At 73.4% G+C, this 21,492-nt stretch carries 19 protein-coding genes; 5 read left to right on the top strand and 14 right to left on the bottom strand.

The features are described from left to right. Positions 1–7 precede the first annotated feature (7 nt). The 4 genes from recX to ACIGQF_RS28265 all read right to left on the bottom strand — a co-directional run bounded on the left by recX (position 8) and on the right by ACIGQF_RS28265 (position 3,585). Positions 8–634, bottom strand: a complete 627-nt coding sequence (recX, locus tag ACIGQF_RS28250) for a recombination regulator RecX (protein WP_399715689.1) — start codon at positions 632–634, stop codon at positions 8–10. A gap of 6 nt (positions 635–640) precedes the next feature. Further along, the gene (gene recA, locus ACIGQF_RS28255) at positions 641–1,762 is read right to left on the bottom strand and encodes a recombinase RecA (RefSeq protein WP_361563090.1); all 1,122 of its coding nucleotides are present in this window, start codon (positions 1,760–1,762) and stop codon (positions 641–643) included. A 218-nt stretch (positions 1,763–1,980) separates the two neighbouring features. Continuing rightward, positions 1,981–3,270, bottom strand: a complete 1,290-nt coding sequence (locus tag ACIGQF_RS28260; RefSeq protein WP_399715692.1) for an AI-2E family transporter — start codon at positions 3,268–3,270, stop codon at positions 1,981–1,983. Between the two features lie 120 nt (positions 3,271–3,390). Further along, complete coding sequence (locus ACIGQF_RS28265) at positions 3,391–3,585, bottom strand: DUF3046 domain-containing protein (protein ID WP_361563092.1); 195 nt, start codon at positions 3,583–3,585, stop codon at positions 3,391–3,393. A gap of 79 nt (positions 3,586–3,664) precedes the next feature. Here ACIGQF_RS28265 and ACIGQF_RS28270 point away from each other — a divergent pair, with 79 nt between their 5' ends. Beyond that, positions 3,665–4,588, top strand: coding sequence for a hypothetical protein (locus tag ACIGQF_RS28270; RefSeq protein WP_399715695.1), 924 nt, complete (start codon positions 3,665–3,667; stop codon positions 4,586–4,588). Here ACIGQF_RS28270 and ACIGQF_RS28275 read toward each other — a convergent pair. After that, positions 4,567–5,817, bottom strand: a complete 1,251-nt coding sequence (locus ACIGQF_RS28275; RefSeq protein WP_399715698.1) for a PucR family transcriptional regulator — start codon at positions 5,815–5,817, stop codon at positions 4,567–4,569. The genes ACIGQF_RS28270 and ACIGQF_RS28275 overlap by 22 nt on opposite strands. Before the next feature lie 198 nt (positions 5,818–6,015). Between ACIGQF_RS28275 and ACIGQF_RS28280 the strand changes: the two genes are divergently transcribed. Both ACIGQF_RS28280 and ACIGQF_RS28285 read left to right on the top strand, forming a co-directional pair. After that, a complete protein-coding gene (locus ACIGQF_RS28280; RefSeq protein ID WP_399715702.1) occupies positions 6,016–7,473 on the top strand; it encodes an alkyl sulfatase dimerization domain-containing protein in 1,458 nt (485 codons plus the stop codon). Then, positions 7,470–8,834: an MFS transporter gene (locus ACIGQF_RS28285; protein WP_399715705.1), complete on the top strand. Its 1,365-nt coding sequence runs from the start codon at positions 7,470–7,472 to the stop codon at positions 8,832–8,834. Before ACIGQF_RS28280 ends, ACIGQF_RS28285 begins: the two co-directional genes overlap by 4 nt. A gap of 97 nt (positions 8,835–8,931) precedes the next feature. Here the strand turns inward: ACIGQF_RS28285 and ACIGQF_RS28290 are convergent, their stop codons facing one another. The 3 genes from ACIGQF_RS28290 to ACIGQF_RS28300 are packed head-to-tail and all read right to left on the bottom strand — an operon-like array spanning position 8,932 to position 10,988. Continuing rightward, a complete protein-coding gene (locus ACIGQF_RS28290; protein ID WP_399715707.1) occupies positions 8,932–9,240 on the bottom strand; it encodes an AzlD domain-containing protein in 309 nt (102 codons plus the stop codon). Beyond that, positions 9,237–10,010 carry an AzlC family ABC transporter permease gene (locus tag ACIGQF_RS28295; RefSeq protein ID WP_399715710.1) on the bottom strand — a complete coding sequence of 258 codons (774 nt, stop codon included), beginning with the start codon at positions 10,008–10,010 and terminating at the stop codon, positions 9,237–9,239. The genes ACIGQF_RS28290 and ACIGQF_RS28295 overlap by 4 nt, the downstream gene beginning before the upstream one ends. Positions 10,011–10,019: 9 nt before the next feature. After that, positions 10,020–10,988 (bottom strand): AraC family transcriptional regulator, encoded by a 969-nt coding sequence (locus ACIGQF_RS28300; RefSeq protein WP_399715713.1) that lies wholly within the window; start codon positions 10,986–10,988, stop codon positions 10,020–10,022. A 101-nt stretch (positions 10,989–11,089) separates the two neighbouring features. Between ACIGQF_RS28300 and ACIGQF_RS28305 the strand changes: the two genes are divergently transcribed. Both ACIGQF_RS28305 and ACIGQF_RS28310 read left to right on the top strand, forming a co-directional pair. After that, positions 11,090–15,787: an ATP-dependent helicase gene (locus ACIGQF_RS28305; protein ID WP_399715715.1), complete on the top strand. Its 4,698-nt coding sequence runs from the start codon at positions 11,090–11,092 to the stop codon at positions 15,785–15,787. A 72-nt stretch (positions 15,788–15,859) separates the two neighbouring features. Next, a complete protein-coding gene (locus tag ACIGQF_RS28310; protein ID WP_399715717.1) occupies positions 15,860–16,666 on the top strand; it encodes an Fpg/Nei family DNA glycosylase in 807 nt (268 codons plus the stop codon). A 117-nt stretch (positions 16,667–16,783) separates the two neighbouring features. Here the strand turns inward: ACIGQF_RS28310 and ACIGQF_RS28315 are convergent, their stop codons facing one another. The 6 genes from ACIGQF_RS28315 to rimO all read right to left on the bottom strand — a co-directional run bounded on the left by ACIGQF_RS28315 (position 16,784) and on the right by rimO (position 21,406). Next, positions 16,784–17,134, bottom strand: coding sequence for a hypothetical protein (locus ACIGQF_RS28315; RefSeq protein ID WP_399715778.1), 351 nt, complete (start codon positions 17,132–17,134; stop codon positions 16,784–16,786). A 319-nt stretch (positions 17,135–17,453) separates the two neighbouring features. Further along, on the bottom strand, positions 17,454–17,924 hold the full coding sequence (locus ACIGQF_RS28320; RefSeq protein ID WP_399715719.1) for a Dps family protein: 471 nt from the start codon (positions 17,922–17,924) through the stop codon (positions 17,454–17,456). A 192-nt stretch (positions 17,925–18,116) separates the two neighbouring features. Next, entirely contained in the window at positions 18,117–18,500 is a 384-nt protein-coding gene (locus ACIGQF_RS28325; protein WP_361563111.1) for a helix-turn-helix transcriptional regulator, read from the bottom strand. Positions 18,501–18,609: 109 nt separating this feature from the next. Then, a complete protein-coding gene (locus ACIGQF_RS28330) occupies positions 18,610–19,089 on the bottom strand; it encodes a CinA family protein (protein ID WP_399715722.1) in 480 nt (159 codons plus the stop codon). Positions 19,090–19,217: 128 nt separating this feature from the next. Next, entirely contained in the window at positions 19,218–19,913 is a 696-nt protein-coding gene (gene pgsA, locus ACIGQF_RS28335; RefSeq protein WP_399715725.1) for a CDP-diacylglycerol--glycerol-3-phosphate 3-phosphatidyltransferase, read from the bottom strand. Next, positions 19,910–21,406, bottom strand: a complete 1,497-nt coding sequence (rimO, locus tag ACIGQF_RS28340; protein ID WP_399715728.1) for a 30S ribosomal protein S12 methylthiotransferase RimO — start codon at positions 21,404–21,406, stop codon at positions 19,910–19,912. Before rimO ends, pgsA begins: the two co-directional genes overlap by 4 nt. Positions 21,407–21,492: the final 86 nt, after the last annotated feature.

A 21,492-nucleotide genomic window follows, 5' to 3' on the forward strand; every position in this document is an offset into this window, starting at 1 on the left:
TCGTCCCTCAGTCCCCGGGCAGGTAGTCGTCGAGCAGGTCGGGGTCGTCCGTGCCCTCCGCTTCGAGGGCGTCGCGGACGACGCGGAGGGCCAGGCCCTCCGGGTAGCCCTTGCGGGCGAGCATGCCCGCGAGGCGGCGGAGTCGCTTCTCCCGGTCCAGGCCTCGGGTGGAACGGAGCTTGCGGTCGACCAGTTCCCGGGCGGTCTGCTCCTCCTGTTCCGGGTCGAGCTGTCCGACGGCCTCATCGATCAGCGTGGACTCCACGCCCTTCGTACGCAGCTCCCGGGCCAGCGCGCGGCGGGCCAGGCCACGACTGTGGTGCCGGGACTCCACCCACGCCCCGGCGAAGGCCGCGTCGTTGATCAGTCCGGCCTCCTCGAAGCGGGAGAGGACCTCTTCGGCCGCCTCGTCGGGGATGCCGCGCTTCTGCAGCGCGTCCGCGAGCTGCTTCTTCGTGCGGGGGTTTCCGGTGAGCAGGCGCAGGCATACGGCCCGTGCCTGCTCCTCGGGTGTGCGCGGTGGCCCGTCCCCGGCCCTCGACGAGGCCGGGCCACCGCTGTCCGTGCTGCCGCCATCGGCGACGGGCGCGGCGTCGTGTTCGCCGCTGTCGGGCCAGTGCGTTCGGCGGGTCACGGCGGACTAGCTCTTGGCCGCTGCGGCCTTGGTTGCCTTGGCGCCCTTGGCCGCGGGGGCCGGAACGGTCTTGGCGGGCTCGGCCGCCTCGCCGGCCGCGTCCGCGCCCGGTTCCGCCGTCGGGTCCTCGGGCTTCACGCCGATGCCCAGCTTCTCCTTGATCTTCTTCTCGACCTCGTTGGCGAGGTCGGGGTTGTCCTTGAGGAAGTTGCGGGCGTTCTCCTTGCCCTGGCCGAGCTGGTCGCCCTCGTACGTGTACCAGGCGCCGGACTTCCGGATGAAGCCGTGCTCCACGCCCATGTCGATCAGGCCGCCCTCGCGGCTGATGCCCTGGCCGTAGAGGATGTCGAACTCCGCCTGCTTGAAGGGCGGGGCGACCTTGTTCTTCACGACCTTGCAGCGGGTGCGGTTGCCGACCGCGTCCGTGCCGTCCTTGAGGGTCTCGATACGGCGGATGTCGATGCGCACCGAGGCGTAGAACTTCAGGGCGCGGCCACCGGTCGTGGTCTCCGGCGAGCCGAACATCACGCCGATCTTCTCACGGAGCTGGTTAATGAAGATCGCGGTGGTCTTGGACTGGTTCAGCGCGCTGGTGATCTTCCGCAGCGCCTGGCTCATCAGCCGGGCCTGGAGGCCGACGTGCGAGTCACCCATCTCGCCCTCGATCTCGGCCCGCGGCACCAGGGCGGCCACGGAGTCGATCACGATGAGGTCCAGCGCACCGGAGCGGACCAGCATGTCCGTGATCTCCAGGGCCTGCTCGCCGTTGTCCGGCTGGGAGAGGATCAGCGCGTCGGTGTCGACACCGAGCTTCTTGGCGTACTCGGGGTCGAGGGCGTGCTCGGCGTCCACGAAGGCCACCTGGCCGCCGGCCTTCTGCGCGTTGGCGACGGCGTGCAGCGTCAGGGTCGTCTTACCGGAGGACTCCGGGCCGTACACCTCGACCACACGGCCGCGCGGGATGCCGCCGACGCCCAGCGCCACGTCGAGCGCGGTCGATCCGGTCGGGATGACCTCGATGGGATCGTTCGGCCGGTCACCCATGCGCATCACTGCGCCCTTGCCGAATTGTCGTTCAATCTGTGCGAGCGCGGCGTCGAGCGCCTTCTCGCGGTCAGTGCCTGCCATGGGTTCCACCCGGTTCGCTTGAGTCGATCGCTTCACGTCCATGACGCTAACGCCTGCCACTGACAATGCGCCCGGACCCGGCCTCGGCCTGTGGATAACTTCCAGGGAACCCCGGAAAATCGGGGCCGTGGCTCTCATAAGAATGGATGTTCGATTTTAGTGTCAAGCGCGCCACGCCGCGCCCCGGCCCCCGCGAGAAACCGGCCACCGCCCACGGCTCAGCTGCCGCCGGGCCCGTCCTCCGCATGGCTGCCACCGCCCTCCCGGCGCCCCTCGTCCTCTTCCTCCCGCTTCTCGGCCTGCCGGCGTTCCTTCAGCGGGGCCGCCGCCTGCTCGGAGCGGAGGGTGTGGCGCACCTTGGCCAGGAGCGAGGCGCCCCGTCTGCGACGGCCGCGCCCCAGGACCCGCGGGTCGTCCGTGACCTCGTACCGCTTGACGTACGCGCCGAGGAAGCCCTGCAGCGTCGCGGTCGCCGGAATGGCGATCAGCGCGCCGACCGCCCCCAGCAGCGCGGTGCCGGCGATGACCGAGCCGAAGGCGACCGCCGGGTGGATGTCCACGGTCCGCGCGGTGATCCGCGGCTGCAGGAGGTAGTTCTCCAGCTGCTGGTAGACGACCACGAAGCCGAGCACCCAGACCGCGTACCAGGGGTTCACCGTGAAGGCGATCAGCATCGGCAGCGCGCCCGCGAGGTAGGTGCCGATCGTCGGGATGAACTGCGAGACCAGGCCGACCCACATGGCCAGCGCCGGCGCGTACGGCACGCCCAGGATCTCCAGCAGGACGTAGTGCGCGATGCCGGAGATCAGGGCCATCAGGCCGCGGGAGTACAGGTAGCCGCCGGTCTTGGCGACCGCGAGCTCCCAGGCGCGCAGCACCTCGACCTGCCGGGTGGGCGGCAGTACGGAGCACAGCGCGCGGCGCAGCCGGGGGCCGTCCGCCGCGAAGTAGAACGAGAACAGTGCCACCGTGAGCAGGTTGAACAGCGAGCCCAGGACGGTCGCGGAGACGGCGAGGACGTTGTTGGCGCTGTCCTGGACGTACTTCTGCAGCCAGTCGGACTTCAGCAGGTTGTTCTGCACCTCGACGCGCGAGAGGTGGGTGTGGAACGTGTCGTTCGTCCAGCTGATCACGGAGTCGAGGTACTGCGGGAACTCCCCGACCATCGTGGCGATCTGTCCGGCCAGCATGGAGCCGAGCAGGGTCACGAAGCCGACGCCGACGATCAGGATGGCGAGGAAGACCAGCGCCGTGGCCACTCCGCGCCGCATGCCGCGCGCCGCCATCCAGTCCACCGCCGGCTCGACGGCCAGCGCCAGGAAGAACGCGATGAGGATGTTCAGCAGCAGGGAGATGAGCTGGTGGAACGCCCAGCTCGCCAGTTGGAAACAGGCCAGCAGGGCGAGTGCCAGCACCATCGCGCGCGGCAGCCAGCGTGGCATCCGCGTGGCGTGCGGATCGTTCGGTCGTCGGTCGTCGGGGCCGGTGGGCTTCGGAGTCGCGGACACGTGCCAAGTCTCGCGCACGGGTCGGACATCGCGGACTCTGGCCCACGTCGCCCGGTGGGTCGGCGGGGCGCGGAACCGGCGGACGTGGGCGGGGTCGGAGCCGCCGGGCGCGGGGTCGGGTCAGCGGTGCTCCGCCGGCACCCCCATGACCGAGCACACCACGCGCCAGACCTCCTTGGCGCTCCAGCCCGCGGCGAGCGCCTCGTGGACGGTCCGGCCGCCCAGTTCGGACATCACGTGATCGCGCGCGAAGGTGTCGGCGTACGCCGCACCGAAGTGATCTGTCATCCGCTGCCAGAAGTCCGTCAACCGCATGACACCAGTATCCCGCCCCTGAGGGTGCAGCCGTGCGCGAGCCGCTGACCGGCCGCGGGTTCCGCCCTACGGTCGGTCCATGGCCGAAACCGCAAGCCCACCGACGACTCCTCTGGCGCGCGCCGAGCACTTCATCTGGCTCACCGCGCGGGTCCTGGAACAGCGCCTCTTCGAGTACCACTTCCTCGGCGGCAGTGCGGACGCTGTGGAGACCGCACTGAACGCCTACCGCAATGACGACGACGGATACGGTCACGCCCTGGAGCCGGACCTGCGCGGCCCGGTGAGCCAGCCCCTGCACACGTCGCACGCGCTCGGTGTGCTGGACGCCATCGGGCGCTGCGACGGCCGCCGGGTGGAGCAGATCTGCCGCTATCTGACGCACATCTCGACACCCGAGGGCGCGCTGCCCGCGCTGCACCCCTCGTTGCGCGGCTATCCCGCGGCACCGTGGGTTCCGATCCCGGACAACCCGCCGAGCGATCTGCTGGCGACCGGCCCCGTCGTGGGGCTGCTGCACCGGAACGAGGTGTGGCACGCCTGGCTGTTCCGGGCCACGGACTACTGCTGGCGGGCGGTGGAGTCCCTGGAGAAGACGCACCCGTACGGTGCCGAGGCCGCGCTGGCCTTCCTGGCGGGCGTACCGGACCGGGAGCGCGCGGCTGCCGCCGCCGGGCGGCTGGGCCGGCTGGTGCGGGACCAGGGCCTGGTCGTCGTGGAGCCGGAACGGGCGCGGGAGGTGCCCGTGGCGGAGGGCTACGGGCCCGGCGAGCACCACTTCGCGTACGACTACGCCCCCACGCCGGCGTCCCCGGCGCGCGGCTGGTTCACGGACGCCGAGATGGAGCGGGCGCTGGACCACCTCGCATCGCTCCAGGAGGAGGACGGCGGCTGGCCGATCAACTGGCGCTCGTGGGCGCCGGGCATCGCGCTGGAGTGCCGTCCGATGGCGACGCTCAAGGCGCTGCTGACGCTGCGCGCCTACGGGCGGGACATCGGCTGACCCGGCCCGGCGCACGGCGGGCCGGGAGGCGTCGCCCCCGAGAGCGGCCGGGGAACGCTGTCCTTGAGGAGCAGCGCGCACAGCGCCAGGGTGGTGCCGCGCGGTGAGGCCAGGTCGATGCCGGTGAGTTCGGCGATCCGGGCGAGGCGGTTGTCGACGGTGTTCGGGTGCAGTCCGAGAGCCTGCGCGGTCGCGCGGCGGTCCTGGCACGTCTCCAGGTGGGTGCGCAGGGTGTCGGCCAGTTCGGGACGGCCGTCGAGCGGGTCGAGGAGGGCGGCGATCATCGGACTGCTCTCGTCGTGGCGCGTGAGGTGGAATTCGAGCAGGACGTCGGCGAGCCGGTGCAGTTCCGGGGGCCGTCCGGCGGCGTGGGCGATGCGGATGACTTCGGAGGCGGTACGGGCGGCGTGCGGGATGCCTTCGGGGCTCGCGGCCCGTGCGGCGGCGCAGCGCACGGGTCCGTCGCACACGTCGGTCAGCCGTCGGGCGAGGCCGTCCGGGGGCTCGGGTGCTCCGGGGACGAGCGCGTGGCCGCCGGTGGCGTCCAGGGAGGTGAGGACGTCGGTGCCGAAGGCACGGTCCAGGGCCGTCTGGACGCGCCGCAGCCGGCGCCGGACGGCGACCGGTGCGGTGGCGGGCCCGTCGGCCGGCGGCAGGCGCAGAGCGAGCACCGTGGCGGGCCCTGCCAGGCCCAGGTCGTCCAGCGCGGTGCGGTCGGCGGGCGGCGCGCCGTCGATCAGCGCGCGGGCCAGGGTGCGGCGTTCCTCGCGTCGTTCGGCGTCCAGGGCGGCACGTTCGTCGAGGTAGGTCTCCGCGACCGCGCCGATGACGCTGCTCTGGTTGCGGAGGAGGAAGTCGGCGAGTTCGGCGAGGGCGGCCTCCTCGCCGGGGCCGGCCTCCTCGTGCAGCGTCCGCCACAGGGCGTACGTGCCCAGCGCGTGGGTGCGGAGCAGCAGGTGCAGGGGCAGCCCTTCTTCGGCGCGCTGGGCGGCGCGCTCCCTGAAGAGCGCGTGGTCCCCGTGGCGGCCGTCCTGGCCGCGCGCCCGCCGCATGAAGAGGCGCAGCCCGTGCCGCGCGGTGGCGGCGATCTCGACGTCCTTCATGTCGTCGGGAAGCTCGGCGTATCCGGGGATGTCCGCGAAGACGTCACCGGTCATCTCGCGGGCCAGTTCGTTGACGCGCGTCTCGCAGCGCAGGGCCAGGCGGCGGGCGGCTTCGGAGAGCGGCACTCGTGCCTCCTTCTCGGGGCGCGGCCCCGCGCCGCACGGGGACGGCGAGGGTTGTGACGCGTCACAGTACCGGCCGTCGGCGGGTGTGACGGCGACGGATGTCCCCTGGTCCACGGGCGGCTCAGACTCGGTGCACCGGCCGGAGAAGGCCGCAGCGCACCGGTGGGCATCCGATCCTTTCGCAGGGAGCCGCTTTCTATGACGCAGCACAACCTCGACGACTACCTCACCTACGTGGACCGCGTCTGGGAGGGCGAGGACACCCTCCTCGCCCATCTTTCGGGGCGGTACACGGGTGACGCTCTCGTGCGCATCGGCGAGCGGACCGGGTTCTTCCCCGCGTTCGCCAATGTGGCGGTGTTCGACACCGGATCGGACGGGCTGGTGCTGGTGGACTCGGGGGACGTCCGCACGGCCGGGCAGTTGCACACGGCGGTGACGGCGTTCGGCACACCCGAGGACGGCACGCCGCGCAAGGAGGTGCGGAGCGTCGTGTACACCCACGGGCACGTGGACCACGTCTTCGGTGTCGCGCCGTTCGACGAGGACGCACGGGCGCGGGGTGTCGCCGTGCCCGAGGTCGTCGCCCACGAGGCGGTCGCGGCGCGCTTCGACCGGTACCGGGAGACGGCGGGCTACAACTCCTGGATCAACCGGCGGCAGTTCGGGGTGCCGTCGCTCAACTGGCCGACGCGGTACCGCTACCCGGACACCACCTACCGGGACCGGCTCACGCTCCGCCACGGGGAGCTGACCTTCGAGCTCTTCCATGCGCGCGGCGAGACGGACGACGCCACCTACGTGTGGATCCCGGAGCTGCGGACGCTGTGCACGGGCGATCTGTTCATCTGGAACTCGCCGAACGCCGGCAATCCCCAGAAGGTGCAGCGTTACCCCGAGGACTGGGCGCGGGCGCTGCGCGCCATGGCGGAGCTGGGGGCCGAGGTGCTGCTCCCCGGGCACGGCGTGCCCATCGTCGGGGCGTCGCGCGTCGCGCAGGCCCTCGGGGACAGCGCCGAGCTGCTGGAGTCGCTGTGCACCCAGACGCGGGAGCTGATGAACGCGGGGCTGCGCCTGGACGAGGTCCTGCACCGGGTGAAGGTGCCGGCCGAGCTGCTGGCCAAGCCGTACCTCCACCCCGCTTACGACGAGCCGGAGTTCGTGGTCCGCAACCTGTGGCGGCTGTGGGGCGGCTGGTACGACCAGAACCCGGCGCATCTGAAGCCGGCCCCCGAAGAGGAGCTGGCCGCGGAGCTGGCGGAGGCGGCGGGCGGTGCCGTGATGCTGGCGCGGCGGGCAGCCGACCTGCTGGGCCGCGGTGAACTGCGGCTCGCCGCCCATCTGGCGGAGACGGCGGCGCTCGCGGCGCCGGAGGACCGCGAGGTGGCCCGGGTCCGCGCCGAGGTGTACGCGAAGCGGGCCGCCGCCGAGTCGTCCACGATGGCCCAGGGCGTCTTCCGGTGGGCCGCAGCGGAGTCGGCGGCGGTGGCCGGGGGGACGGACCTCACCACGGAGCTGACGCGCAGCGAGGGAGGCCGTCGGCGGGCCGGCGGAGGCATCGCGGTCGGTGTCGTGGCGGGCGCCGACGCGGACGAGGACGGCTGTTCGTGCGGCACGGCGGACGGGGGCGGGGCCGCGGCGGGGCGGCTTCGGTGACGTCCGCCGCCGGGGCCGCACCGGCCGTCGCACCGGGCGCTGCCGCCGACGTACGGGGACGGGCCTGGCGCACGACCTGGCTGCTGCTGGCCTTCATGCTGGTCAACTTCGCCGACAAGACGGTGATGGGTCTGGCCGCGAACCCGGTGATGCGCGATCTGGGGCTGACGCGCGAACAGTTCGGTACGGCGTCGTCGGCGTTCTTCGCGCTGTTCAGCCTGGCGGCGCTGGCGGGGTCGTTCCTCACCCGTACGGTGCGCACCTCCGTACTGCTGCTGGGCATGGCGCTCCTGTGGTCGGCGGCGCAGCTCCCCATGCTGGTCGGCGCGGCCGGCTTCGGGGTGCTGGTGGCGACGCGCGTCCTGTTGGGCGCGGCGGAGGGTCCGGCTTCTCCGGTGGCGCTGCATCACCTGTACGGCTGGTTCGAGCGGAAGGACCGCACGCTGCCGACGGCGGTGCTGCTGGCGGGCGCTGCGGCCGGGGTGGCGATCGCGGCGCCCACGCTGGGCGTGGTGATCGACCACTGGGGCTGGCGCTGGGCCTTCGGGGTGGTCGGCATCGTCGGGCTGGTCTGGGCGGCGGTCTGGCTCCGGTACGGCGCGGAGGGGCCGCTGGCCCCTGCGGTGGGCAGGCGGCGTGCTCCGGACGGGGCGGCGGCCGCACGGCAGGCAGCGCCCGTGCCGTACCGGCGGCTGCTGCTGTCGGGGACCTGGCTGGCGGCCGCGCTGGGCTCGTTCGCCGCGTACTGGACGCTGTCGGCGGGGCTGACCTGGTCGGCGGACTACTTCCAGGAGGTGAGCGGGCTCTCGCTGCGCGGCGCGAGCCTGCTGATCATGCTGTCGGCGCTGACCAAGGGCGCCGCGATGCTGGTCCACGGGGTGCTCGTGCAGCGGTCGGTCAAGCGGGCGGCGGCCGGCCTGCCGCCCCGCCTCCGCTGGCCCTCAGGGGTGAAGACCGGACTGGTGATGATCCTGGCAGGCGCGGCCACGGTGTGCTTCGCGGCGACGGACGTGCTGTGGCTGAAGATCGTCCTGCTGCTGGGGCCGCTGTCCGTCACGGACATCGTCCTCACCGTCGCCGCGACCGCGGTCTCCCGGATCTCCCCCGCCGACCGGCGCGGTGTCACGCTGGGGGCGCTGACCGGCGTGTTCGCCCTGGCGGGAGTGCTCGCGCCGCTCGTCATGGGGCACATCGTGGACGCGGGCGCGACCGTGGCCTCCGGGTACTTCGGCGCGTACGGACTGATGGCCGGCCTGGTGACGGTGGCCGGAGCGGCGGTCATGCTCTTCCTGCGCCCGGAGCAGGACGCCCGCCGGCTGGGCACGGAGGGGGCGGACGACGGGCCGGGCCCGCACCCGTAGGCGCACGGCGGGGCTCCCCGAAGGGCCGCGGGGTCGCGCTGCCCCCTCGGGGCAGCCCCCGCGTACCCGTAAGCCGTGCGCCCCGCCGCCCTTCAGGTCAGCCCCCGAGCGCCCGCACCCCCGCCGTGACCAGCACCGCGACGGCGACCACGAGAAGGAACGGTGCGCGCAGCACGAGGGCGAGGGCCGCCGCGCCGACGCCGGCCACCTTGGCGTCCAGCAGGAGGTGGCTGCCCTCACTCAGGGTCTGCTGCGCGGTGAGGGCCGCCAGCAGGGCCACGGGCAGCAGCGCGGCCAGCCGCTTGACGAGAGGCCGTTCCAGGAGACCTGCGGGCACCAGCAGGCCCGCGTACTTGAGCAGATAGCAGCCGATGGCGGTGGCGCCGATCGCGATCCAGGTGTTCACCGGCTCTCCTCCTTGGCACCGGACGTCTTACGGGAGTGGGCGCCCTGGGCCAGCAGCACGGCGGGCGCGGCCAGGGCGGAGACCAGGACCGGCACCCCGGCGGGCAGCACCGGCAGGGTGGCCAGCATGAGGACGACGGCGAGCCCGGCAGCGGCGCGCTCCGCGGTCGTCCTGAGCATGGGGGCCAGCAGCGCCAGGAAGACGGCGGGCCCGGCCGCGTCCAGGCCCCACGCGTCGGTGTCCCCGAGCGCCTCGGCACCCAGCGCGCCGGCGAGGGTGGTGAGGTTCCACAGGACGTAGAGCGTCAGGCCCGTGACGGTGAAGCCGAGGCGGGCGCTGCGCCGGTCGGGCTGCGCGAAGGTGACGGCGGAGGTCTCGTCGATGACCCATTGCGCGGCGAACGGCTTCACCCCGGCCCGGTATCCGAGCAGCCCGGACAGCCGCAGCCCGTAGAACGCGTTGCGGGCGCCCAGGAAGAACGCCCCGGCCGCGGCGGCGAACGGGTTGCCGCCCGCCCCGAGGGCGCCGACGAGTGCGAACTGCGAGGCACCGGTGAACACGAGGAGGCTGAGCAGGCAGCTCTGCATTACGGTCAGGCCCGCACCTGCCGAGGTGACCCCGAAGGCGAAGCCGGAGAGGCCGACGGCGACGCCGACGCCGAGCGCGTCCCTGATGACGGCGGCATCGGACTTGCCCGGCGCCGCGCCCGAGGGGGTGCGGTGCGGGTCCGGTATCTCTTGAGGTGCGGTCTGTTCGATCTGTTCAGGCACGTCGCCACGCTAAGCAGGGCCGCCCCGCCAGTCTTGTACGTTCTTGCGGCCCTCTCCCGGCTCCCTCCCGGTGGCCGGGAATGCGAGGGCGCCCTGACGGCCGGCCGAGCCGCGTTCCCGCCGGTACGCGCCGGGCGGCACCCCGACGATCCTGGTGAAGTGCCGGTTCAGGTGCGGCTGGTCCGCGAAGCCGACCGTGACGGCGGCCTCGGCGGGCGTGCTGCCGGTCTCCAGGAGCCGCCGGGCCCGGCGTACCCGGAGGTCGGTGAGCCAGGTGTGCGGCGGCATGCCGTACGCGTCCTTGAAGGCGCGCAGCAGCGCGAACGGGCTCGTTCCCAGCTGCGCGGCGAGTTCCTCCAGGGACGGTGGGTCGGCCAGCCGCTCCTGGAGGATGTCGCGGGCCCGCGCGGCCCGCAGGGCTCCGGCCGAGCGCGACGTACGGACCGGGAGGGGGCCGCCGTGCGCGCGCAGCAGCCGGGCCACGACGATGCGCAGCACGCTGTCGGCGGCCAGCGCGTCGCCCTCCTCCGCCGCCCGGTGCACCTCGTGGATGAGGCGGGCGGTGTGCGGGTCGGTCACGGCGGTCGCCGCGAATCCGGGGGTGCCGCGGAGCGTGGTGGTCTCTGCGGCGATCCCGGCGACCAGCTCGGCGGAGGGGTACAGCGTGGAGTACGTCCAGCCCTCGTCGACGCCGGCCCGCGCGGTGTGCGGCACCTCCGGGTTGATCATGACGACGCTGCCGTGGCCGGCCCGTACCGTTCCCTCGGGCAGGCCCACTTCCTCGATGCCGCCGCTGACCGCGGCCAGCACGAACCCGTCGTGGCTGTGGCGGGGGAAGGTGTGGCGGACGTACCGGGCGCGCAGCAGGTCGAGGCCGGGCAGCCCGGCATGCTGCCAGTGCCGCGCCCACTCGCCGGACGCGCGCCCGCCGGTGCCCCCGCTCACCCGGCCCGCCGCCGGGCCACCGCTGCTCCCCATGCGCCCATTCTGCGTCCGGCGCGCCGCCGCTGACCTGCGCGTCCAAGGTCCGGACCGCTCGTCGGCCGACCGTTGTCAGTGGTCCGAGGCACGATGGGGTCATGGCGAGGACCGCGCTCGATTCGTTCTCCCCCGCGACCAGAGGCTGGTTCACGGGGGCCTTTCACGCGCCCACCGCAGCTCAGGACGGTGCCTGGCGCGCCATCGGCGAGGGCTCCGACGTCCTGGTCGTCGCGCCGACCGGCTCCGGCAAGACCCTCGCAGCCTTCCTCGCCTCCCTGGACTCCCTCGCGAGCACGCCCCCGCCCGCCGAGCCCAAGAAGCGCTGCCGGGTGCTGTACGTCTCGCCGCTCAAGGCCCTCGCGGTCGACGTCGAGCGGAATCTGCGCTCCCCGCTGACCGGCATCCGCCAGGAGTCCGTGCGGCTCGGACTGCCCGAGCCGGACATCCGGGTCGGCATCCGCTCCGGCGACACCCCGGCGGCCGAGCGCCGCTCGATCGCCAACCGCCCGCCGGACATCCTGATCACCACCCCCGAGTCGCTGTTCCTTATGCTGACCTCCCAGGCGCGGGACGCGCTGGCGGGCGTGGAGACGGTCATCCTGGACGAGGTGCACGCCGTCGCCGGCACGAAGCGCGGCGCGCATCTGGCGCTGTCCCTGGAGCGCCTGGACGAGCTGCTGCCCCGCCCGGCCCGCCGCATCGGCCTGTCGGCGACGGTCCGGCCCGTGGAGGAGGTCGCGCGTTACCTGTCGCCGCGCCGCCGGGTGGAGATCGTGCAGCCGGCCTCGGGCAAGGAGTTCGACCTCTCGGTCGTGGTGCCCGTCGAGGACCTCGGGGAGCTGGGCGGCTCGCCCGTGAAGGAGACCGGGCCCGAGACCGGCGACTCCGGCGGTGACAAGCCGTCCATCTGGCCGCACGTCGAGGAGCGCATCGCCGACCTCGTACAGGCGCATCGTTCGACGATCGTCTTCGCGAACTCGCGGCGCCTGGCGGAGCGGCTCTGCAACCGCCTGAACGAGATCGCGTACGAGCGTGCCACGGGCGAGCCGATGCCGGAGGACCACTCCCCCGCCGAGCTGATGGCCCAGTCCGGCGGCGCCAGGGGGGCGCCCGCGCTGCTGGCCAGGGCCCACCACGGCTCGGTCTCCAAGGAGCAGCGCGCGCAGGTCGAGGAGGACCTCAAGGCGGGCCGGCTGCCGGCCGTGGTGGCCACCTCCAGCCTGGAGCTGGGCATCGACATGGGCGCGGTGGACCTGGTGGTCCAGGTGGAGTCGCCGCCGTCGGTCGCCTCCGGGCTGCAGCGGGTGGGCCGCGCCGGCCATCAGGTGGGCGCGGTCTCCACCGGCGTGGTCTTCCCGAAGTACCGCGGCGACCTGGTGCAGGCCGCGGTGGTCACGGAACGGATGCGCGAGGGGGCCATCGAGGCGCTGCGCGTCCCGGCCAACCCGCTGGACGTACTGGCCCAGCAGCTGGTCGCGATGGTGTCGATGGACGCCTGGGACGTCGAGGAGCTGCTGACGGTGGTGCGGCGGGCCGCGCCGTTCGCCGGGCTCCCGGAGTCGGCGTACAGCGGCGTGCTGGACATGCTGGCGGGGCGCTACCCCTCGGACGCGTTCGCGGAGCTGCGGCCGCGCATCGTGTGGGACCGGGTGGCGAACACCGTCACGGGACGGCCCGGCGCCCAGCGGCTGGCCGTCACCTCCGGCGGCACGATCCCCGACCGCGGCCTCTTCGGGGTGTTCCTGGCCGGCGCCGACCCCAAGAAGGGCGGCGGCCGCGTCGGGGAGCTGGACGAGGAGATGGTCTACGAGTCGCGGGTCGGCGACGTCTTCACGCTGGGTACGACCTCCTGGCGCATCGAGGACATCACCCGGGACCGGGTGCTGGTGTCGCCCGCCCCCGGTGTGCCCGGCCGGCTGCCCTTCTGGAAGGGCGACCAGCTCGGCCGCCCGCTCGAACTGGGCCGGGCGCTCGGCGCTTTCCTCCGGGAGGTCGGCGCGCTGGAGCCCGAGGCGGCCCGGAGCCGGCTGTCCGCCGCCGGGCTGGACGACTGGGCGGCGGGCAACGTCCTGAGCTACCTCACCGAGCAGCGCGAGGCCTGCGGCCACGTCCCCGACGACCGCACGATCGTCGTCGAGCGCTTCCGGGACGAGCTGGGCGACTGGCGGGTGGTGGTGCACTCACCGTTCGGCGCCCAGGTGCACGCCCCCTGGGCGCTGGCGCTCGGTGCCCGGCTCGCCGAGCGGTACGGCATGGACGCGCAGGTCATGCACGCCGACGACGGCATCGTGCTGCGGCTGCCGGACGCCGACCTGATGGGCCTGGACCTGCTGGACACCGATCCGGACGCCGCGGGCGCCGAGTTCGACCCCGACCAGTCCCCGGTGGGCGCCGCCGACGTCGTCTTCGACAAGGGCGAGGTCGACCAGGTGGTGACCGACGAGGTCGGCGGCTCGGCGCTGTTCGCCGCGCGCTTCCGCGAGTGCGCGGCCCGCGCGCTGCTGCTGCCCCGCCGCAACCCGGGCAGACGCACGCCCCTGTGGCAGCAGCGGCAGCGCGCCGCGCAGCTCCTCCAGGTGGCGAGCGAGTTCGGGTCCTTCCCGATCGTCCTCGAAGCCATCCGCGAGTGCCTTCAGGACGTGTTCGACGTGCCCGGCCTGGCCGAGCTGATGGGGGACATCGAGTCGCGCCGCGTCCGGCTGGTCGAGGTGACCACCCAGGAGCCGTCGCCGTTCGCCCGTTCGCTGCTCTTCGGGTACGTCGCGCAGTTCCTGTACGAGGGCGACTCGCCGCTCGCCGAGCGCCGGGCGGCCGCGCTCTCCCTGGACTCCCGGCTGCTCGCCGAACTGCTCGGCCAGGCCGACCTGCGCGAACTGCTGGACCCGGAGGTCCTCGCCGACCTGGAGCGCGAGCTGCAGTGGCTGACCGACGACCGCAAGGTCAAGGACGCCGAGGGCCTCGCCGACGTGCTGCGCCTCCTCGGCCCGCTGACCGGCGCCGAGCTGGCCGAGCGCGGCGCCGACCCCGCATGGGCCGAAGAGCTGGCGGCCGCCCGCCGCGCCATCCGGGTACGCATCGCGGGCGCCGACCACTGGGCCGCGGTCGAGGACGCCGGACGGCTCCGTGACGCGCTGGGCACGGCGCTGCCCGTAGGCGTCCCCGAGTCCTTCACCGAGCCGGTCAAGGACCCGCTGGGCGACCTGCTGTCCCGGTACGCGCGCACCCACGGCCCCTTCACCTCCGAGCAGGCCGCCGCCCGCTTCGGCCTCGGCACGGCCGTCACCGACGGGGCACTGCACCGTCTCGCCGCGGCCGGCCGGGTCGTGCAGGGCGAATTCGCGCCGTCCGGGGTGCATCAGGAGTGGTGCGACGCCCAGGTGCTGCGGCGGCTGCGGCGCCGCTCGCTGGCCGCGCTGCGGCACGAACTGGAGCCGGTGCCGCCGCCCGCGCTCGCCGCCTTCCTGCCGCAGTGGCAGAGCGTCGGCGGGCAGGGACTGCGCGGCATCGACGGGCTCCTGCGCGCCGTGGAGCAGTTGCAGGGCGCGCCGGTGCCGGCCTCGGCCCTGGAGCGGCTCGTCCTGCCGTCCCGGGTGTCGGGCTACTCCCCCGCCCTGCTGGACGAACTGACCTCCACGGGCGAGGTGCTGTGGGCGGGCGCCGGCGCGCTGCCCGGCAAGGACGGCTGGATCGCCCTGTACCCGGCCGACACCGCGCCGCTCCTCCTGCCGCAGCCGCACCCCTTCGAGGTGACGCCGCTGCACCAATCGGTGCTGGACGCCCTCGCCCCCGGGTACGGCCTGTTCTTCCGTCAGATCGCGGACCAGGTGCGGGCCACGACGCACCCGGAGGCCACCGATCCGCAACTGGCCGACGCGCTGTGGGACCTGGCCTGGTCCGGGCGGCTGACCAACGACACCCTCGCGCCGCTGCGCGCGCTGCTCGGCTCGGGCCGTACGGCCGGCGCCACGGCGCACCGCGCCCGCCGGGCCACGCCGCGCGGCCGGTACGGCAGCCTCACCGCCGCCACCGGCCGGACGGGCCGGCCCACCGCCTCCCGGTCCGGTCCGCCCACGGTCGCCGGCCGCTGGTCGCTGCTTCCCGCCCTGGAACCGGAGCCCACCCACCGCGCGCACGCCCTGGCCCACACCCTCCTGGACCGGCACGGCATCGTCACCCGCGGCGCGGTGGCCGCCGAAGGGGTCGAGGGCGGCTTCTCCGCCGCGTACCGCGTGCTGGCCGCCTTCGAGGAGACCGGTCAGGCCCGCCGCGGGTACGTCGTGGAGGGATTGGGCGCGGCGCAGTTCGCGATGGACGGCGCGGTGGACCGGCTGCGCGCGGTCAGTACGAGCCGGGACCGTACGGCCGAGGAGACCGCGCCCGGCGGCTCCTGGCAGCCGGCCGGGCCGGCCCGCGGCGGCACCCCGCGCGCCGTCGTGCTGGCCGCCGCGGACCCGGCCAACGCGTACGGCGCGGCGCTGCCCTGGCCCGAGCCGCCGGAGGGCTCGTCCCACAAGCCCGGCCGCAAGGCGGGTTCGCTGGTCGTCGTGGTCGACGGCGAGCTGGCGGTCTACATGGAGCGCGGCGGCAAGACGCTGCTGGCCTGGCAGGCCGAGGAAGGCGGCACCCGGGTGCGCCTGGCCCTGGAGGCGCTGGCGGCAGCCGTACGGAACGGCTTCGTGGGCGCGCTGACCGTCGAGCGGATCAACGGCTCGTCCGCCCTCACCTCACCGCTGGCCGCCGAGCTGGAGCACGCGGGCTTCCACGCGACACCGAGGGGGCTGCGCCTGCGGACATGAGTGCGGCAACGGCGCGGCCGAGGTGGCCCGGACCGCGCTCTGCCCGCAGGCCACGCAGGGCATGATGGAGCCATGCCCGAAGGTGACACGGTCTGGCGGGCCGCCGCCGAGCTGCACAAGGCGCTGGGCGGGCGGCTGCTGACCCGTACGGACCTGCGTGTGCCGAAGCTGGCCACGACGGACCTCGCCGGGCGCTCGGTGCTGGAGGTGGTGCCGCGCGGAAAGCATTTGCTGACCCGTATCGAGGGCGGGCTGACGCTCCACTCGCATCTGCGGATGGACGGCGCCTGGCGGGTGTACGCGGCGGGCGAGCGCTGGCGCGGCGGCCCCGACCACCAGATCCGCGCGGTACTGGCCACGGCGGAACGCACCGCCGTGGGCTACCGCCTCCCCGTACTGGAGCTGCTGCGCACCGTTGACGAGGAGAACGCCGTCGGCCATCTGGGGCCGGACCTGCTGGGGCCCGACTGGGACGCGGACGAGGCGCTGCGGCGGCTGCTGGCAGACCCGGCCCGGACGCTCGGGGAAGCGCTGCTGGACCAGCGCAATCTGGCCGGCATCGGCAATGTCTTCAAATGCGAGCTGTGCTTCCTGCTGCGCGCTTCACCCTGGCTGCCTGTGGGCGCACTGCCGCGGCCGGAGCGGGCGATCACGCTGGCGAAACGGCTGCTGGAGGCGAACAAGCGGCGCCCGGCCCGTACGACGACGCCGAGCGCGCGCCCGGACCGCCGCCTCTGGGTCTACGGACGCGCCGACCGCCCCTGTCTGCGCTGCGGGACTCCGGTCCGGGTCGCCGACCAGGGGCCCGCGCCGCAGGCCCGGGTCACCTACTGGTGCCCCCGCTGCCAGCCGGAACCGGCCACCGAGGCGGGCGGCTGACACGGCCTTCGGGTACGGCATCCGGGGTACGAGTTCCCTGCTGTACGGGCGCCCTCACGGGCCGACCACCGCGGCCGGCGGATTCCCGGCGCGAAGCTCGGACCGGAGGAACGGGCTTCACGAACGGTCGGTACCGCCGCCCCAACGGCGGTACCTCCATGCCCTGACGACCCGGTCCGTGACGGCGGGGGTACCCGGAGTCCCCACGCAGCCACTGCGGCGGCGCCAGCCGACCGCTCCCACGCGGCCGCCACCCGAGCGCGTCCGGCGCGGTACGCAGTGCACCGGCAGCAGGCTGAGACCCCAGCCGCCCGCGGCCATCGCACCTTCCACCACCCCGGCGCCCTCGGGCCAGAAGAGCACTCTCAGCACGGCCCACCACCACAGCCCCCCGAGGAGAAGCGCGGCGAGCCGGCGACCGGGCGCCGAACACAGCAGTTCCACCGGCCCGTGGTCCGATGCCCCCATCAGGCCGCTGCCCGGCGCCCCCACCGAGCCGCGACCCGGTGTGCCGGGCGCTCCAGCACCCGTGCCCCGGACCGGGTGCCGGGAGAAGAAGCCGCGCCGTGCCATGACTGCCTCCTCCGGTCGACAGTAGTCGGCCATGAAGGTGGGGCGGGAGGGCGCACTGGGGCACGAACGGCGCGTTCCGCAATGCGCGACACGCGGTCGGACGAAACCGTTCTCGGATCGGTCGGGCCCCGCTCAGAGCCCGACAGCGGCCATCAGGCCGCGATCGGGCTCCGGCAGGATGCGCCGGAAACGGTCGGTCCGCCGCTGTTGCGCCTCAGGCCGCCTCGGCCTGGAACATCCAGTGGTGCTTCTCGAGGTCGGCGGTGAGCCCGATGAGGATGTCCTGGGTGACCGGATCCGGCTCGTCGGTCACGGCGATGCGCTCCCGCATCCGCTCGATGACGGAGCCCAGGGACCGTACGAGGGCACCCACCGCGTCGTTGTCCTTGATCCAGCCGGCCTCGACGGTGCCGGCGCCGCTGGTCTTCGCGATCGTCTCGGCGCGGCCGTCGGGGTTCACGCCGATCGCGGAGGCACGCTCGGCGACCGTGTCAGCATGGCCGCGGGCGCTCGCGACGACGTCGTCGAGCTGGAGGTGGACGGACCGGAAGCGCGGACCGACGACGTTCCAGTGGACCTGCTTGGCGATGAGCGACAGGTCGACGAGGTCGACCAGGGCGCCCTGGAGCGCGTCGCCGACCGTCTTGCGGTCGCTCTCGGACAGCGTGCTGTTGACGACAGGCATGCATTTACTCCCTGTATCAGAGCGAAAGGTCCTTCTGACCTTCGTATGGCCGGTTGACCTTCGTATAAACGATGCCTCACCGCAGGAAATGCCGCAGTTCGGGGCAACAGGCCCTTCGCGTCACAAGAGCAACGCGAAGACCCTGGAGGGCGGGTGCCCTCCAGGGTCTTCTTCATGCATCGAACCGAACGGTCAGGCCGCTACGACATCCACGGCCTCCGCCGGAGCCTTGATCGTCACGCGCTCTTCCGGGACGCCCGTCAGCGAAGCGACGGACACCGCGTTGAACGTGGGCCGCACCGGCGTCGGCACCGGCTCGCTCGCGGCCGCGGACTGTGCCAGCTCCGCGAGCGCCAGCTCGTCGCTGACCTCCCGCATCAGCTCGGACATCCGTACGTCCAGCGCGTCACAGATCGCCGAGAGCAGTTCGGAGGAAGCCTCCTTCTGTCCCCTCTCGACCTCGGACAAGTAGCCGAGCGACACCCGGGCGGAGGAGGAGACCTCGCGCAGGGTGCGGCCTTGACGCTGACGCTGTCGGCGCAGCACGTCACCCAGCAGGCGACGGAGCAGAATCATCGCTGGCTCCCTCCTCGGACCTCGGATCCGGATCCATCTCGCCCCACCGTACCGCCTCGGGCCTCAGCCGTGCCGGGAGCGAGTTCGTGTTCACTCAGGGCTGTAAACATCAGATACCCCCGTGATGTTCCGTATCCTTTGCCCGCGCATTTTCTGTCAGTTCGCTCAACAGCAGATCCACTGCTGCGGTGACGCTGTCCCGACGGATCCGGTCGCGATCGCCGTCCAGCGCCAGTCGGCGCACTTTTCCCTCACCGCCGGGCCCGGTGGCCGCGACGTAGACCGTGCCGACCGGCTGCCCGTCCTGTGGGTCGGGGCCGGCGACCCCTGTGGTGGCAATACCCCAGTCGGCGCCGAGCACGCGTCGCACGCCCTGCGCCATTTGCCGGGCGACCTCCGCGTCCACCGCACCACGGGTGGCCAGAAGCGCACCGTCCACACCCAGTACGAGGCTCTTCAGTTCCGTCGCGTACGCCGTGACCGAGCCCCGGAAGCACCGCGAGGCGCCAGGAACCGCGGTCAGCGCACCGGCGACCAGGCCACCGGTGAGGGATTCGGCCACCGCCAGGGTCTGCCCGCGCTCGGCCAAGGCCGCCAGCGCCTGTGCAGCGCCCCGCGGGCCGCCGGCGGCGCCGGGGTGCCCCGGAGCCGCCACGGGGGCCTCAGCGCCCGCCCCAGCGCCCTCCTGGGACCCGTGCGCAGCCTCCATACCACCGTTCACCGTGCCGGCCCCCGGCCGGAGGCCGTCTCGCCGGACCGCTCCCGCAGGGCCTCGCGCGACTTCGCCAGCCCGGCCCGCCGCAGGACGACGGCCTGCTTCACGTAGTCCAGGCCCGTGACGACGGTCAGCACCACGGCCACCGCCATCACCCACCAGCGCAGGGTGGCCAGCGGGCCGGTGAGCACGAGGACGTACATCCCGACCGCGGTCCCCTGCGCGAGCGTCTTCATCTTGCCGCCGCGGCTCGCCGGGATGACCCCGTGCCTGATCACCCAGAAGCGCATCACGGTGATGCCGAGCTCCCGGAAGAGGATCACTCCGGTGACCCACCAGGGCAGGTCGCCCAGGATCGACAGACAGATCAGCGCGGCGCCCATGATCGCCTTGTCGGCTATCGGGTCGGCGATCTTCCCGAAGTCGGTGACCAGGTCGTACGCGCGCGCCAGATGTCCGTCGAAGAGGTCGGTGATCATGGCGACGGCGAACGCGGCCCAGGCGAACGAGCGCCATGCGGGGTCGTAGCCGTCGCCGTGCATCAGGAGCAGCACGAACGCCGGCACGAGGACCAGCCGCAGCATCGTGAGGATGTTGGCGATGTTCCACAGCCCGGCCTGCTGCCGCCGGACGGTCTTCGGCCGGCCGGCGCCGCCAGCAGCGGAAGCGCCGGTGGCGGAAGCCGGGATTCCGGTCATCTGGCCGCCTCCTCGGGACAGCCGGCGCCGTGCTCGGCGCCGAGCGGCAGCGGTTCCGCCACGAGGTCCACGCCCTCGGTCGCCACCACCTTCGCTTCGACCATACGACCCGGGACCAGGTCCCGGCTGCCCGTGAGCAGGGTGACGCCGTCGGTCTCCGGCGCCTGGTGCGCGGCGCGGCCGACCACGCCGTCCTCGTCGTCGACCCGGTCGACCATGACGGTGAGGGTCTCGCCCAGGCGCTCCTCGGCGCGCTGCGCGGTCAGCTCCTCGGCCAGCCGGGACAGGTGCGCCAGGCGCTCGGCCACCACGTCGGGGTCGAGCTTGCCCTCGTAGCCGGCCGCCTCGGTGCCGTCCTCGTCGGAGTAGCCGAAGACGCCGATGGCGTCGAGTCTCGCCTCGCTGATGAAGCGTTCCAGCTCGGCGAAGTCCTCCTCGGTCTCACCGGGGAAGCCGACGATGAAGTTGGAGCGGGCACCGGCCTGCGGGGCCTTCGTACGGATCTGCGCCAGCAGGTCCAGGAAGCGCTCGGTGTCGCCGAAGCGGCGCATGGCGCGCAGCACACCGGGGGCGGAGTGCTGGAAGGACAGGTCGAAGTAGGGCGCGACCTTGTCCGTACCGGTCAGCACGTCGATCAGGCCGGGGCGCATCTCGGCGGGCTGGAGGTAGCTGACCCGGACGCGCTCGATGCCGTCGACCGCCGCCAGCTCGGGCAGCAGCGTCTCCAGCAGCCGGATGTCGCCGAGGTCCTTGCCGTAGGAGGTGTTGTTCTCGGAGACCAGCATGATCTCCTTCACGCCCTGCTCGGCCAGCCAGCGGGTCTCCCCCAGCACGTCCGAGGGGCGGCGCGAGATGAAGGAGCCGCGGAAGGAGGGGATGGCGCAGAAGGAGCAGCGGCGGTCGCAGCCCGAGGCGAGCTTCACCGAGGCCACCGGGTTGCTCCCCAGGCGGCGGCGCAGCGGGGCGCGCGGCCCGGAGGCGGGCGCGACCCCCTCGGGCAGGTCCGCGGGCGCGGACGCGAGGGCGTCGCCGTGGCCGGGCAGCGCGACGTCGGCGGTCTGGCGCTCGGCCGGGCTGATCGGCAGCAGCTTGCGCCGGTCACGGGGGGCGTGGGCCTCGACGTTGCCGCCGCTCAGGATGGTCTGCAGGCGGCCGGAGATGTCGGTGTAGTCGTCGAAGCCGAGCACGCCGTCGGCCTCGGGCAGCGCCTCGGCCAGCTCCTTGCCGTACCGCTCGGCCATGCAGCCCACGGCGACGACGGCCTGGGTGCGGCCGTGGTCCTTCAGATCGTTGGCTTCGAGCAGGGCGTCGACGGAGTCCTTCTTGGCGGCCTCGACGAAACCACAGGTGTTGACGACGGCGACATCGGCTTCGGCGGCTTCCTCGACGAGCTCCCAGCCGTCCGCTGCCAGGCGGCCTGCGAGCTCCTCCGAGTCCACCTCGTTACGGGCGCAGCCAAGAGTGACAAGGGCGACGGTACGGCGTTCGGGCATGGGGCTCAGCCTACTTCGTCCCGGACGTCCACATGTCTGGGAGGGTTCCCGCGCGGCCAGCGCGCCCCTTGCAGACGGCCGCCCGC

The organism is Streptomyces sp. NPDC053560, from assembly GCF_044544605.1.
In the GTDB taxonomy this organism is placed as follows: domain Bacteria; phylum Actinomycetota; class Actinomycetes; order Streptomycetales; family Streptomycetaceae; genus Streptomyces.

Bases quoted from the DNA above. Each gene is read 5' to 3' on its own strand.
- recA (WP_361563090.1), bottom strand. From the start codon at position 1,762: ATGGCAGGCACTGACCGCGAGAAGGCGCTCGACGCCGCGCTCGCACAG.
- ACIGQF_RS28265 (WP_361563092.1), bottom strand. From the start codon at position 3,585: ATGCGGTTGACGGACTTCTGGCAGCGGATGACAGATCACTTCGGTGCG.
- ACIGQF_RS28270 (WP_399715695.1), top strand. From the start codon at position 3,665: ATGGCCGAAACCGCAAGCCCACCGACGACTCCTCTGGCGCGCGCCGAG.
- ACIGQF_RS28280 (WP_399715702.1), top strand. From the start codon at position 6,016: ATGACGCAGCACAACCTCGACGACTACCTCACCTACGTGGACCGCGTC.
- ACIGQF_RS28300 (WP_399715713.1), bottom strand. From the start codon at position 10,988: ATGGGGAGCAGCGGTGGCCCGGCGGCGGGCCGGGTGAGCGGGGGCACC.
- ACIGQF_RS28305 (WP_399715715.1), top strand. From the start codon at position 11,090: ATGGCGAGGACCGCGCTCGATTCGTTCTCCCCCGCGACCAGAGGCTGG.
- ACIGQF_RS28310 (WP_399715717.1), top strand. From the start codon at position 15,860: ATGCCCGAAGGTGACACGGTCTGGCGGGCCGCCGCCGAGCTGCACAAG.
- ACIGQF_RS28315 (WP_399715778.1), bottom strand. From the start codon at position 17,134: ATGGGGGCATCGGACCACGGGCCGGTGGAACTGCTGTGTTCGGCGCCC.
- ACIGQF_RS28320 (WP_399715719.1), bottom strand. From the start codon at position 17,924: ATGCCTGTCGTCAACAGCACGCTGTCCGAGAGCGACCGCAAGACGGTC.
- ACIGQF_RS28325 (WP_361563111.1), bottom strand. From the start codon at position 18,500: ATGATTCTGCTCCGTCGCCTGCTGGGTGACGTGCTGCGCCGACAGCGT.
- pgsA (WP_399715725.1), bottom strand. From the start codon at position 19,913: ATGACCGGAATCCCGGCTTCCGCCACCGGCGCTTCCGCTGCTGGCGGC.
- rimO (WP_399715728.1), bottom strand. From the start codon at position 21,406: ATGCCCGAACGCCGTACCGTCGCCCTTGTCACTCTTGGCTGCGCCCGT.